The 13,166-nt window shown below is 41.0% G+C and carries 16 protein-coding genes and 2 pseudogenes; 17 read left to right on the top strand and 1 reads right to left on the bottom strand.

The window, feature by feature from the left end:
* Nucleotides 1–22 precede the first annotated feature (22 nt).
* The gene (queA, locus tag ACXYSL_RS01805; protein WP_458623805.1) at nt 23–1,051 is read right to left on the bottom strand and encodes a tRNA preQ1(34) S-adenosylmethionine ribosyltransferase-isomerase QueA; all 1,029 of its coding nucleotides are present in this window, start codon (nt 1,049–1,051) and stop codon (nt 23–25) included.
* Nucleotides 1,052–1,200: 149 nt separating this feature from the next.
* Here queA and ACXYSL_RS01800 point away from each other — a divergent pair, with 149 nt between their 5' ends.
* From ACXYSL_RS01800 to ACXYSL_RS01720, 17 genes and pseudogenes are all read left to right on the top strand, one after another.
* On the top strand, nt 1,201–1,908 hold the full coding sequence (locus ACXYSL_RS01800) for a glucosamine-6-phosphate deaminase (protein ID WP_458623804.1): 708 nt from the start codon (nt 1,201–1,203) through the stop codon (nt 1,906–1,908).
* Nucleotides 1,909–2,113: 205 nt separating this feature from the next.
* Nucleotides 2,114–2,628, top strand: a pseudogene (locus ACXYSL_RS01795) (class I SAM-dependent methyltransferase).
* Between the two features lie 13 nt (nt 2,629–2,641).
* Nucleotides 2,642–3,262 carry a Type 1 glutamine amidotransferase-like domain-containing protein gene (locus tag ACXYSL_RS01790; protein WP_458623803.1) on the top strand — a complete coding sequence of 207 codons (621 nt, stop codon included), beginning with the start codon at nt 2,642–2,644 and terminating at the stop codon, nt 3,260–3,262.
* Between the two features lie 117 nt (nt 3,263–3,379).
* Entirely contained in the window at nt 3,380–3,937 is a 558-nt protein-coding gene (locus ACXYSL_RS01785) for a hypothetical protein (protein ID WP_458623802.1), read from the top strand.
* Nucleotides 3,938–4,030: 93 nt separating this feature from the next.
* Nucleotides 4,031–4,207: a 30S ribosomal protein S21 gene (gene rpsU, locus ACXYSL_RS01780; RefSeq protein ID WP_000048054.1), complete on the top strand. Its 177-nt coding sequence runs from the start codon at nt 4,031–4,033 to the stop codon at nt 4,205–4,207.
* A 131-nt stretch (nt 4,208–4,338) separates the two neighbouring features.
* On the top strand, nt 4,339–5,274 hold the full coding sequence (hprK, locus tag ACXYSL_RS01775; RefSeq protein ID WP_458623801.1) for an HPr(Ser) kinase/phosphatase: 936 nt from the start codon (nt 4,339–4,341) through the stop codon (nt 5,272–5,274).
* A complete protein-coding gene (gene lgt / locus ACXYSL_RS01770) occupies nt 5,267–6,055 on the top strand; it encodes a prolipoprotein diacylglyceryl transferase (protein ID WP_045617417.1) in 789 nt (262 codons plus the stop codon). The genes hprK and lgt overlap by 8 nt, the downstream gene beginning before the upstream one ends.
* Nucleotides 6,056–6,439, top strand: coding sequence for a DUF948 domain-containing protein (locus tag ACXYSL_RS01765; RefSeq protein WP_096421947.1), 384 nt, complete (start codon nt 6,056–6,058; stop codon nt 6,437–6,439). It begins immediately after the preceding gene.
* 15 nt (nt 6,440–6,454) lie between these two features.
* Nucleotides 6,455–6,853, top strand: a pseudogene (locus ACXYSL_RS01760) (YtxH domain-containing protein).
* 73 nt (nt 6,854–6,926) lie between these two features.
* Nucleotides 6,927–8,057 (top strand): radical SAM family heme chaperone HemW, encoded by a 1,131-nt coding sequence (gene hemW / locus ACXYSL_RS01755; RefSeq protein WP_458623800.1) that lies wholly within the window; start codon nt 6,927–6,929, stop codon nt 8,055–8,057.
* Between the two features lie 4 nt (nt 8,058–8,061).
* Nucleotides 8,062–8,799, top strand: a complete 738-nt coding sequence (locus tag ACXYSL_RS01750) for an acyl-[acyl-carrier-protein] thioesterase (RefSeq protein WP_096421949.1) — start codon at nt 8,062–8,064, stop codon at nt 8,797–8,799.
* A gap of 10 nt (nt 8,800–8,809) precedes the next feature.
* Nucleotides 8,810–9,583, top strand: coding sequence for a TIGR01457 family HAD-type hydrolase (locus ACXYSL_RS01745; RefSeq protein ID WP_096421951.1), 774 nt, complete (start codon nt 8,810–8,812; stop codon nt 9,581–9,583).
* Nucleotides 9,573–10,190 carry a TIGR01906 family membrane protein gene (locus tag ACXYSL_RS01740; protein WP_458623799.1) on the top strand — a complete coding sequence of 206 codons (618 nt, stop codon included), beginning with the start codon at nt 9,573–9,575 and terminating at the stop codon, nt 10,188–10,190. The genes ACXYSL_RS01745 and ACXYSL_RS01740 overlap by 11 nt, the downstream gene beginning before the upstream one ends.
* A gap of 220 nt (nt 10,191–10,410) precedes the next feature.
* Entirely contained in the window at nt 10,411–10,812 is a 402-nt protein-coding gene (locus ACXYSL_RS01735; protein ID WP_002875821.1) for a Spx/MgsR family RNA polymerase-binding regulatory protein, read from the top strand.
* A complete protein-coding gene (locus ACXYSL_RS01730; RefSeq protein ID WP_093585762.1) occupies nt 10,813–11,091 on the top strand; it encodes a UPF0223 family protein in 279 nt (92 codons plus the stop codon).
* Complete coding sequence (locus tag ACXYSL_RS01725; protein ID WP_458623798.1) at nt 11,081–11,854, top strand: inositol monophosphatase family protein; 774 nt, start codon at nt 11,081–11,083, stop codon at nt 11,852–11,854. Before ACXYSL_RS01730 ends, ACXYSL_RS01725 begins: the two co-directional genes overlap by 11 nt.
* Complete coding sequence (locus ACXYSL_RS01720; protein WP_458623797.1) at nt 11,855–13,159, top strand: RsmF rRNA methyltransferase first C-terminal domain-containing protein; 1,305 nt, start codon at nt 11,855–11,857, stop codon at nt 13,157–13,159.
* Nucleotides 13,160–13,166: the final 7 nt, after the last annotated feature.

Below are 13,166 nucleotides of genomic sequence, written 5' to 3'. Positions count from 1 at the left end.
ATGCGTTTTTTGATTATGAAAATTAATAGATAAACATGGCATCACCGAAACTGAAAAAACGGTAGCGTTCTTGAATAGCGTGCTGGTATGCATCTAAGACTAATTCACGGCCTGCAAAGGCAGAAACCAACATGACGAGAGTTGATTTTGGCAGATGGAAGTTGGTTGAAAAGGCATCCACAACCTTCCATTCGTAACCAGGTTTGATAAAGATATTGGTCCAGCCAGAATCAGCCTGGATTTGCCCATCAAACTTGGAACCAATAGTCTCTAACGTGCGGATAGAGGTGGTTCCGACAGCGATGATACGGCCTCCATCTTCCTTAACAGAGCGAAGGGTGGCAGCTGCTTCCTCAGAAAGTTGGTAGAATTCGGAGTGCATTTCGTGTTCGTCCAGATTGTCCACAGAAACAGGTCTAAAAGTTCCTAAACCAACGTGGAGAGTCAAATAAACCAAATGGACACCCTTGGCTTGGATTTCTGCTAGCAGTTCTTTGGTGAAGTGGAGGCCAGCAGTTGGTGCAGCAGCAGAGCCACTTTCTTTAGCGTAGACCGTTTGATAGCGTTCACGGTCATCTAGTTTTTCGTGGATGTAGGGCGGTAGTGGCATTTCACCGAGACTTTCCAAGACTTCTAGAAAAATTCCTTGGTATTCAAAGCGGACAATGCGGCCCCCGTGGGTCAATTCTTCCGTGATGACAGCGCTGAGGCGACCATCACCAAAGTTGACACGAGTTCCGACCTTGAGGCGTTTGGCAGGTTTGGCGAGAACCTCCCACTCATCTCCACTGGTATTTTTGAGTAGGAGAAGCTCCACATGGCCTCCAGTTTCTTCCTTTTGACCATAGAGGCGGGCAGGGAGAACACGGGTGTCATTCATGACAAGAGCATCACCAGGTTCCAGCATATCAATAATAGAGTGGAAGTGTTTATCCTGCATTTCTCCCGTCTCACGATTAACGATAAGGAGTTTAGACGCATCCCGTTTTTCAAGTGGCGTTTGGGCAATTAATTCCTCTGGTAAGTAGAAATCAAAATCAGCTGTATTCATTTTTTCATCATTCTTTCTAAGTTCTAATCCTATCCATTATAACACGTTTAAAGTTTGGGTGCTCTTTTTTTAGAAATTAAATCGTTTTCACTTGACAAAAATTGGTCTATACCATATAATGAATATAGATTAAAACGGAGGATGAAAAGATGAAAGTTATTAAAGTTGAAAATCAAGTTGAAGGTGGAAAAGTTGCTTTTGAGATTTTGAAGGAAAAATTGGCCAATGGTGCTCAAACATTAGGACTTGCGACAGGGAGCAGTCCACTTGAGTTTTACAAGGAAATCGTTGAGAGTGACCTTGATTTTTCAAATCTAACCAGTGTAAACCTTGATGAGTATGTAGGACTTGACGGAGACAATCCTCAGTCTTACCGCCACTTTATGCAAGAACACTTATTCAACCAAAAACCATTTAAAGAAAGTTTCTTGCCTCGTGGGATTAAGGACAATGCTGAAGCTGAAGTAGAACGCTACAACCAAATTTTGGCTGACCATCCAGTTGATTTGCAAATCTTGGGAATCGGTCGCAATGGACATATTGGCTTTAACGAACCAGGCACTCCATTTGACAGTCAAACGCATCTAGTAGAACTTGATCAATCTACTATCGAAGCCAATGCTCGCTTCTTTGACAAGATTGAAGATGTCCCAACTCAAGCCATTTCAATGGGGATAAAAAATATCTTGGATGCCAAGTCAATTATTCTCTTTGCTTATGGTGAGTCAAAAGCAGAAGCCATTGCTGGAACAGTATCAGGCCCAGTAACTGAAAGTCTACCAGCAAGTAGCCTCCAAAACCACCCTGATGTGACTATTATTGCGGATTCTGAAGCGCTCAGCTTGCTTGAAAAGTAAAATTACAAGAACCACTTGCTCTTTGGAGTGAGTGGCTTTTTACTTCAAATGTTCACTATCCTGCTAAAGTGGTATAATATAGCTATACGAGGAGGCTCGATTTTGATTTATATATTCAGTTTTATTTGTTTTTTTACTTTTAATGTTACTATTTAGTCACTTAATTCAGCAATCAAAGAACCCCTCGGGATTTCTAGGAAAACGAATGATGAAATTGTGGAATAGAGCCTACCTTCCCATGTTTGTATGGGCAATTCGTCATCTGGATAGGACATTTTACCCTGCAATCTTAGATGTAGGAGTTGGGAATGGCCGTTCAACCATCCTACTGAAAGAAACTTTTCCGTAAAGTACTATAACTGGAATTGATATTTCAGATACTGCAATAGCTCAAGCCAAACAGATAGAGATGACTAATCTAAATTTTGAACGAAGAGATGTTAGGGAGGCAGGTTTTTCTGATGAAAGTGTTGATTTAATCACAGCTTTTCAAACTCATTTTCATTGGCAGGATTTAGAGGCTTCTTTTATGGAACTTCGAAGAATACTCAAATCAGACGGGATGCTCTTACTGGCTTGTGAATATAACAAGTTGTCTTACTTTTACCAGAGGTCCAAAGTGAAGAAGCATTTAGACGATTTTTGTTATCAGTAGGCTTTGAGCTCGTAACTAGTCAAAGAAAGGGATCATGGATCCTTTATAAAATTGTTAAAAACTAATGGAGGTACAATCATGAAACAATTATTTTTATGTTCATACTTTGCTGGAGTCAAAAAGCTTTTTAGCGATTATGCAAAGGAAAAGAATCTAGAAAACAAGGTTTTATTTATTCCTACCGCTGGGAACAAAGAGGACTATACTGCCTATATCGATGAGGCTCAGCAAACATTCAGGGATTTAGGATTTGAGATAGAGGTTCTGGATATTGCTTCTTGTGATCGAGAAACTGCTCAGGCAAAGATTTTCCAAAGCAAGATTCTTTATATCTCAGGCGGGAATACCTTTTATTTATTGCAAGAATTAAAGAAAAAACAACTCCTATCTCTCATCAAAGAGCAAATAAGAGATGGACTGGTCTATGTGGGAGAATCAGCAGGGGCTATCATTACAGCCAAGGATATTGACTACAATAAACTCATGGACGATAAGACGGTAGCGACAGAGTTATCTGATACAGCAGGATTGGATGAAGTGGATTTTTATATCCTTCCACATTATGGCGAGGAACCTTTTACTGATAGTAGCAAAAAGACCTTTGAAACCTATAAAAAGCAGCTTGAATTGCTACCACTTCATAACCGCCAAGCAATCATCGTTAACGATGAGCAAATAGATATCTTGACAATAGAATAAAAGCGTGGTTGGAAGAACAGTAATATTTTACCAATAAAACGATTAGAAGTTGATAACTCACTTGGTGGGAATCTGCTATGGATGAATTAATTTTATGAATTCAAGAAGGGAAAAGTTATGAAAATAAAAACGTTAGATAAAATAGGCGGGGTTGTTTTCTTGTTTCTAACGATTGCTATCATTGTCGTTTTTTTATCAGATAGGAGCTTTTTTGAGTGGGCGTTTACTAGACACCAGAATACTCTGAGTTGGTATATTCGCCCTCTCTTTATTATTCCAGTTGTAATGGGAGCTTATAAAAAATCCTATAGCCTGATTTTCTTTTCTATATTTTGCCTATTTACTAGTATGTTCTGGTTCCCAAAGCCGGAAATAGTTGATGTAAAAGTAATTGAGTTTTTGAATTTTGAGAAGACTTATTTTACGAGCGGATGGAGTATTGAAAAAGTTATCATTCTGGCAACAATTCTAGCATTTTTTACGGCGATTATATCCTTAACATGGAGTAGACGTTGGTATGGATTATTAGCAACGGTAGTAATTGGAGCGTTTCTGAAGGTTGCCCATAGTCTTTTATTTAGTGGAGGAAGTGGCATATCGATTGTAAAACCAGCTGTTTTAGGATTGATTCTCTGCATCTTAGTGATTTATTTCATCTTCAAAAGAAGAAAGTAAAAATAATAAAAGTTTATGGTCGCTTTTCTCTTGACAATTATTCACTTTGTGTGTAAAATGGAATAGATCTTGAACTTGAAGGGAGTGAAAAAAATGTCTAAAACAGTAGTACGTAAGAATGAATCTCTTGACGATGCACTTCGTCGTTTCAAACGTGCGGTTACTAAAGCTGGTACTCTTCAAGAAACACGCAAACGTGAATTCTATGAAAAACCTTCTGTAAAACGTAAACGTAAATCAGAAGCAGCTCGTAAACGTAAAAAATTCTAATTTGAAATGAAAGGCTAGACTTGTCTAGCCTTTTTTCTTTCCAAATAAATACTGTAAATCCTGCAAAAAAAGGAAACTTCCTACCACAATTTGATATAATAGTAGGGAGAACTCGATTGAAGGAGGAAATTATGTCGGTTTTAGTAAAAGAAGTCATTGAAAAGCTCAGATTAGACATTGTTTACGGTGAAGGCGATTTACTTGAAAAAGAAATCAATACTGCGGACATTTCTCGACCAGGTCTTGAAATGACAGGCTATTTTGATTACTATACTCCGGAGCGACTTCAACTGTTGGGAATGAAGGAATGGTCTTATCTGGTCGCTATGTCTTCTCACAACCGTTATAAGGTGTTGACCAAGATGTTTCAACCGAAAACGCCAGTGGTCATTGTTGCGCGTGGTTTAGTAGTTCCGGAAGAAATGTTGAAAGCTGCTAGGGAATGTAAGATTGCGATTTTAACCAGTCGAACAGCTACTAGTCGCCTGTCAGGAGAATTATCTAGCTATTTGGATTCTCGTTTGGCAGAACGGACCAGTGTTCATGGTGTCTTGATGGATATTTATGGCATGGGTGTCTTGATCCAAGGGGATAGCGGTATCGGTAAGAGTGAAACTGGTCTGGAACTTGTGAAACGTGGACACCGTTTGGTGGCAGATGATCGTGTAGATATTTTTGCAAAAGACGAAATGACCCTTTGGGGAGAGCCAGCTGAAATTTTGAGGCATTTACTTGAGATTCGTGGAGTGGGGATTATTGATGTGATGAGTCTCTACGGAGCAAGTGCAGTTAAGGATTCTTCACAAGTTCAACTAGCAGTTTATTTGGAAAATTATGATACGCATAAGACCTTCGATCGCTTAGGAAATAATGCTGAAGAAATCGAGATTTCTGGTGTAGCCATTCCACGTATCCGCATCCCAGTAAAAACAGGACGCAATATTTCTGTTGTCATTGAGGCGGCTGCCATGAACTACCGTGCTAAGGAAATGGGCTTTGATGCGACACGTTTATTTGAAGAACGCTTGACAAGTCTGATCGCTCAAAATGAGGTGAAAAATGATTAATCCAGTCGCATTTGAAATCGGTCCTTTTTCTATTCGTTGGTATGCTTTGTGTATTGTGGCTGGTTTGGTTTTGGCAGTCTACCTTGCCATGAAGGAAGCTCCTAAAAAGAAAATCCTGTCAGATGATATTTTGGATTTCATTCTGATTGCTTTTCCAGTTGCGATTTTAGGTGCTAGACTATACTACGTACTCTTTCGCTTAGATTATTACCTGCAAAATCCAGGTGAAATCATTGCCATCTGGAATGGTGGTTTGGCCATTTATGGAGGTTTGATAGCGGGCGCTATTGTCCTTTATATCTTTGCAGATAGAAAGCTGATTAATACTTGGGATTTCTTAGATATTGCAGCACCGAGCGTCATGGTTGCCCAGAGTTTAGGACGCTGGGGGAACTTCTTTAACCAAGAAGCCTACGGTGCAGCAGTAGATAGTCTGGATTATTTGCCAGGCTTTATCCGTGACCAGATGTACATTGATGGCAGCTACCGTCAGCCGACCTTCTTATATGAGTCGGTTTGGAATCTGATCGGATTTGCTTTGATTCTGATTTTTAGACGAAAATTAAAGGGAATCAGACGTGGTCATATTACGGCATTCTACTTGATTTGGTATGGCTTTGGTCGTATGATTATCGAAGGCATGCGGACGGATAGTCTCATGTTCTTTGGTCTGCGAGTTTCCCAGTGGTTATCAGTTGTTCTTATCGGACTCGGTATTTTTATCATACTTTATCAAAATCGAAAGAAAGCCCCTTTCTATCATACTGAGGAGGAAAAATAAATGTTAGAAGTTGCATATATACTTGTTGCGATTGCTTTGATTGTCTGTTTAGTCTATTTGACAATCACGATTCAAAAAGCAGGTCGTATGATTGATGAGACAGAGAAGACCATCAAAATATTGAGCTCAGATGTGGACGTTACCTTGCATCAGACTAATGAATTGTTGGCTAAGGTTAATGTGTTAGCAGACGATATTAACGACAAAGTTGCGACTATTGATCCACTCTTTACGGCGGTGGCGGACTTGTCTGAGTCAGTATCTGACCTCAACCAACATGCACGTGTCTTAGGCAAAAAAGCTTCATCTGCTGGTTCAAAGACCATTAAAACAGGTGCAGGCTTGTCCGCTCTTCGTGTCGCAAGTAAATTTTTCAAAAAATAAAAAAGGAGAAATCTTATGGGAAAACTATCCTCTATCCTTTTAGGTACGGTTTCAGGCGCGGCTCTTGCTTTGTTTTTGACAAGTGACAAGGGTAAGCAAGTTTGTAGTCAAGCTCAGGATTTTCTAGATGATTTGAGAGAAGATCCAGAATATGCTAGAGAGCAGGTTTGTGAAAAACTAACAGAAGTGAAGGAACAGGCAACTGACTTTGTGCTGAAAACAAAGGAACAAGTAGAATTTGGTGAAATTACTTTTGATAGTGTCCTTGACCAAGCTAAAAACTGTGCTCGACAAGCGACAGAAGCGTCAAAGGAAACCTTTAACAATCTCAAGGAGCAATAGCAAGAACAGTCAGCAACTCCAGACGTCGCTGAAAGCCAAGAAGAAATTATCATTGATATTACTGAAATATAATGCATCACCATCTCTGGTTTTTGGAGATGGTGATTTTTATCTGCAAGCCTGTCTTTGTGGTATAATAAGTACTATGCAGAAAAAACCAACGTCCGCCTATGTGCATATTCCCTTTTGCACACAGATTTGTTATTATTGTGACTTTTCAAAGGTCTTTATCAAGAATCAACCAGTAGATAGTTACCTGGAGCATTTGCTAGAGGAGTTTCGTTTTTATGATATCCAAAAGTTACGAACTCTCTACATTGGAGGTGGGACGCCAACGGCTTTGTCCGCTTCGCAATTAGAGGTGCTTCTGGATGGTTTGACTAAAAATCTAGACTTGTCTGTCTTGGAAGAGTTGACCATTGAAGCCAATCCAGGCGACTTGGACGCGGATAAGATTGCGGTTTTGAAACAGTCGCCAGTCAATCGTGTTTCCTTGGGTGTGCAGACTTTTGATGACAAAATGCTGAAAAAGATTGGGCGTAGTCATTTGGAGAAGGATATTTATGAAAATATCGACCGCCTGAAACTGGCTGGTTTTGACAATATCTCCATCGATCTAATCTATGCTCTTCCAGGTCAAACTATGGTTCAGGTCAAGGACAATGTAGCTAAGGCTATCTCGCTTGATATTCCTCATATGAGTCTTTATAGCTTGATTTTGGAGAATCATACGGTCTTTATGAACCGCATGCGACGTGGGAAATTGCCCCTGCCTAAGGAAGAGTTAGAAGCTGAGATGTTTGAGTACATCATCGCAGAGATGGAGCGAGCTGGTTTTGAGCATTATGAGATTTCCAATTTCTCAAAGCCTGGTTTTGAAAGTCGCCACAATCTCATGTACTGGGACAATGCTGAATATTATGGTATCGGTGCGGGTGCGTCAGGTTATGTGGATGGAGTTCGTTATAAAAACCACGGTCCTATCCGCCACTATCTCAATGCGGTAGAGGCAGGAAATGCTCGCATTACAGAAGAACACCTGAATCAAAGGGAGCAGATGGAAGAAGAAATGTTCCTGGGACTCCGCAAGAAATCCGGGGTTTCCATGACACGATTTGAGGAAAAATTCGGACGGTCCTTTGATGGACTTTATGGCGAAATCATCAGAGACTTGGTTCAACAAGGTCTTATGCAGATCGACGGTGATCGTGTCCGAATGACAAAGAGGGGTCTCTTCTTGGGAGACACTGTAGCAGAACGATTTATTTTGGAGTAGAACAATGGGCTTAACTTATCAAATGAAAATGAAAATTCCTTTTGATATGGCGGACATGAACGGTCATATCAAACTTCCAGATGTGATTTTGCTGTCCTTGCAAGTATCAGGTATGCAGTCAATTGAGCTGGGAGTTAGCGACAGAGATATGTTAGAACGTTACAATCTGGTCTGGATTATTACAGACTATGCGATTGACGTGGTGCGCTTGCCTTGCTTTGCTGAAGAGATTACGATTGAAACAGAAGCATTGACTTACAATCGTCTTTTTTGCTACCGCCGTTTCACTATCTATGATGAAGCAGGTCAAGAAATCATTCGCATGGTAGCAACCTTTGTTCTTATGGACAGAGATAGTCGTAAAGTTCATGCTGTTGAACCGGAGATTGTTGCTCCTTATCAGTCTGAGTTTGATAAAAAACTCATCCGTGGGCCAAAGTATGCAAATCTAGAAGATCCGATCAGCAAAGACTACCATGTTCGTTTTTACGACTTGGATATGAATGGTCATGTCAATAATAGCAAATACCTGGATTGGATTTTTGAGGTCATGGGAGCAGACTTTTTGACCAAGTATATTCCAAAGAAAATCAATCTCAAATATGTAAAAGAAGTGCGACCAGGTGGCATGATTGCTTCAACTTATGAACTCAAGGGACTAGAAAGCAAGCATGAGATTATCAGTGATAGCGAGATTAATGCCCAAGCTATGATTACTTGGCAAGAAATTGAAGCGAATTAGAAAGGACGATATGACTTATAAAGGTTATTTAATTGATTTAGACGGGACTATCTACAAGGGGAAAGACCGGATTCCGGAAGGTGAGGCTTTTGTGCATGAGTTGCAAAAGCGAGAAATTCCCTATCTCTTTGTAACCAATAATACAACTCGTACTCCTGAGAGCGTTCAAGAGATGTTGGCTCAGAATTTTAATATCGACACGCCTCTATCAACTGTCTACACGGCAACTCTGGCAACCATCGACTATATGAACGACTTGGGACTGGAAAAGACAGTCTATGTCATCGGAGAAGCGGGGCTCAAGGATGCCATCAAGGCAGCCGGTTATGTCGAAGACAAGGAAAATCCAGCCTATGTGGTAGTTGGACTGGACTGGCAAGTCGACTATGAAAAATTTGCGACGGCGACTCTAGCCATTCAAAAGGGGGCTCACTTTATCGGAACCAACCCTGACCTCAATATCCCGACGGAACGTGGTCTTTTGCCTGGTGCTGGTTCACTAATTACCCTTCTTGAAGTAGCAACACGAGTGAAACCGGTTTATATCGGGAAACCAAATGCTATCATCATGGACAAGGCAGTTCAGCACTTGGGCTTGAATCGAGAAGACTTGCTCATGGTCGGGGACAACTATCTGACGGACATTCGAGCAGGGATTGACAATGGCATTCCAACGCTCTTGGTGACGACAGGTTTCACCAAAGCAGAAGAAGTGGCGGACTTGCCAATCGCCCCGACTCATGTGCTTTCTAGCCTAGCGGAGTGGGATTTTGATGAAAACTAAACTAACCTTTTGGGGAAGTATGCTCTTTCTCCTCTCCCTTTCTATCCTACTGACTATTTATCTGGCATGGGTTTTCTATCCCATGGAGATTAAGTGGCTGAATTTAGCGGGTCGAGTCTATCTAAAGCCAGAAACGATTCAGTACAACTTTCATATCTTGATGAATTACCTGACCAATCCTTTTAATCAGGTCTTGCAGATGCCTGATTTCCGCTCATCAGCTGCAGGTTTACACCACTTTGCGGTGGTGAAGAATCTCTTTCACTTGGTTCAGCTAGTTGCCCTAGTGACGCTACCAAATTTTTATTTCTTTGTTAGAAAGATTGTGAAAAAAGGCTTTTTGCCCCTATATCGTAAAAGTATCTTGACTTTAGTGCTATTGCCTCTAGTCATTGGGCTTGTGGGAGTGTTGATTGGTTTTGAGCAATTTTTTACTCTGTTCCATCAGATTCTCTTTGTGGGAGACGATACCTGGCTTTTTGATCCAGCAAAGGATCCCGTTATTTGGATTTTGCCAGAGACTTTCTTCCTCCATGCTTTTTTACTTTTTTTTGCCTTGTATGAAGGAATGTTCGGTTTCCTTCTTGTCAAAGCTTTAAGGAAATAGTTGTTAACATTCTGTATTTTTAATAAAAATTGAGGAAATCTAATCGCTTCCATTTTTATTGTTAGGTTATCCTAAAGATAAACTTGCAAAGCAGGAGATTTTTGCAGAAAACAGTCTATTTTCTATGAAAAAATAGGCTTTTTTTCTAAAAATACCTAGTCAAGCGCTTTATTTTTTTGTATAATAGAAATAGCAAGTATAGATAAAAGAAGAGAAAAGCATGATTACACTATTTTTATCACCGAGTTGTACATCATGTCGTAAGGCAAAGGCTTGGTTAGAGACGCATAAAGTGCCCTTTCAAGAGCATAATATTATGACTAGTCCTTTAACAAGAAAAGAATTACAACATATTCTTTCCTTGACCGAAAATGGTACTGATGACATCATTTCAACTCGTTCAAAAATTTTTCAAAAATTGGATATTGATGTAGAGAGTATCTCGGTATCGGAGTTGCTTCAGTTGATTGAGCAATATCCTAGTCTTTTGCGTCGCCCAATTATTACAGATACCAAACGCATGCAAATTGGTTTTAATGAAGATGAGATTCGTGCTTTTCTCCCTCGTAGTTACCGTAAACAAGAATTGAAAGAAGCAACATTGAGAGCTGGTATAGGATAGATGAACAAACAGTATAGTTACCCACTAGATTTGTCGTGGAGCACTGAAGAACTTGCTTCAGTGCTTTCTTTTTTTAATGATGTTGAAGCTGCTTATGAAGATAAGGTAGAAGCAAAAAAACTGCTAGAGTCTTACAAGGAATTCAAATTGGTTGTGCCAAGCAAGAGTGAAGAGAAGCGTTTGGGACGAGAATTTGAAACAGTTAGTGGCTATTCGCTTTACCGAGCAGTTCAGGCTGCCAAGGAAAAAGGGGAAGGGAAGATTTCTCTTGGAAACTAAATTTGAATTTGCCAAACAGATTGTGCAGGAAGCTGCTGACTATATTTTGGCTCACATGAAAGAAGATTTGCAGGTTGAGCGCAAGTCTTCCCCTACTGACTTGGTTACACGTTTGGACAAGGAGGTCCAGGAACTCTTGGTTGATCGGATCAAGTCCATCTATCCTGAGGACTTGATTTGCGCGGAAGAGGGTTGTTTACGTGCTGCAGTCGGTCAAGGTTCCGTTTGGGTGATTGATCCCATTGACGGTACCAATAACTTTGTCGCCCAGCAGGAAGATTTTGCCGTGATGTTGGCTTATTTTGAGGATGGTGTGGGCAAATTTGGCATCATCTATGATGTCATGAAAGGTGATTGTTACCATGGTGGTGGTGCCTTTCCTCCTTGTCGTAATAATGATCCCTTACCGCCTTTTAAAAAGAAACCTCTTCAAGAATTTTTAGTTGCCGGTAACTCAGGTATGTTTGAAACCAATGAGTGGGGCTTGGCGGATTTGGGCCGAGCAGCGTTGGGAGTCCGTGTCTACGGCAGTGCGGCCATTAGTTTTGCTAAGGTTTTATCGGGTCGTCTTCTGACTTATATTACCTACTTGCAGCCATGGGATTACGCTGCGGCCAGTATCCTAGGGGAAAGTCTGGGCTATCGACTTCTTACAGTATCAGGTGAGCCCGCTGATTTTAAAACGCGTCAGCCTGTCATGATGGTGCCAATCGAGATGCAAGAAGAGATTCAGTCTTATATCTACGAAAGGAAAGAGAACTAAATGCAATTTCCAGAAGGATTTGTTGAAAAATATGAAGCGATACTAGAAGATGAGGCAAGAGATTTTCTTGCCTCTTTTAAGCAGGGAGCGGTTTCGGCTTTTCGGGTTAATCCCTTAAAAGAAAGTCAGCTATCGTTTGCTGATGCCATTCCTCGTACACCTTGGGGGCACTATGGAAAAGTTTCTGGGAAATCTCCAGTGCACGTTACGGGTCTCGTTTATTCACAAGAGCCTGCAGCCCAAATGGTGGCCCAGGTAGCTCAACCAAGTCCTGGCATGAAGGTCTTGGACTTGGCGGCAGCACCAGGTGGAAAATCCACTCAACTAGCAGCTTATCTGGCTAATCAAGGAGTCCTTGTTTCCAACGAAATTTCAAGCAAGCGTGCTAAGATTTTAGTGGAAAATATGGAGCGATTTGGAGCGACAAATGTTGTCGTGACCAATGAATCTGCTGACCGCTTAGCCAAGGTTTTTAAAGGTTACTTTGATGTGATTGTCCTTGATGCACCTTGCTCGGGTGAAGGGATGTTTCGTAAGCAGCCAGATGCCATGGATTATTGGAGTACCGATTATCCTTGCCAATGTGCTGGTCTCCAAAGAGAAATTTTAGAAGATGCAGTGACTATGCTTGCTGAAGGTGGCCGTTTAGTCTATTCGACCTGTACTTGGGCACCTGAGGAAAATGAAGAAATCGTCCACTGGTTGCTGGATACTTATGATTTTGAACTGCTTCCAGTTGAGCATTTGAATGGTATGGTAGAAGGAATTGGCCTTCCTGAAACGGCACGGATGTATCCTCATCATTTCAAGGGAGAAGGTCAGTTTGTTGCCCACCTGCAGTTTAAGGGAGAAAATCCAGCACCTAAATTCAAAGCCAGCAAGAGCAATCTCAGTCGTGAACAGCTGGCCTTGTGGCATGATTTTGCCCAAAAACACTTGCGGGTCAATCTAACTGGTATCTTGCAGACTTTTGGAGATCAGCTCTATCTCTTGCCAGAGATGCTACCTGATCTAGGGAAGCTCAAAATTGCCCGAAATGGGCTCCATCTGGGGACGTTTAAGAAGAAACGCTTCGAACCAAGCTTTGCTCTGGGATTAGCCTTGAAACCAAGTCAAGTAAAACAAAGGGTCGAAATCAATGATGAGGATTTTGTAAAATATGTGGCTGGTGAGACTGTTCAATTGTCTGAAGCTCGACCAAATGGCTGGTACCAAGTTGTGGTTCAAGGAAACGGATTAGGCTTTGCCAAGGTAACAGGAAATGTTTTGAAAAATTATTATCCAAAAGGACTCAGATTCAGGTGAAAAAGCT

It is taken from the genome of Streptococcus sp. V913 (assembly GCF_054353455.1).
Note: the sequence above shows the minus strand (reverse complement) of the source record. Positions and strands in the feature narration are given on the sequence as shown.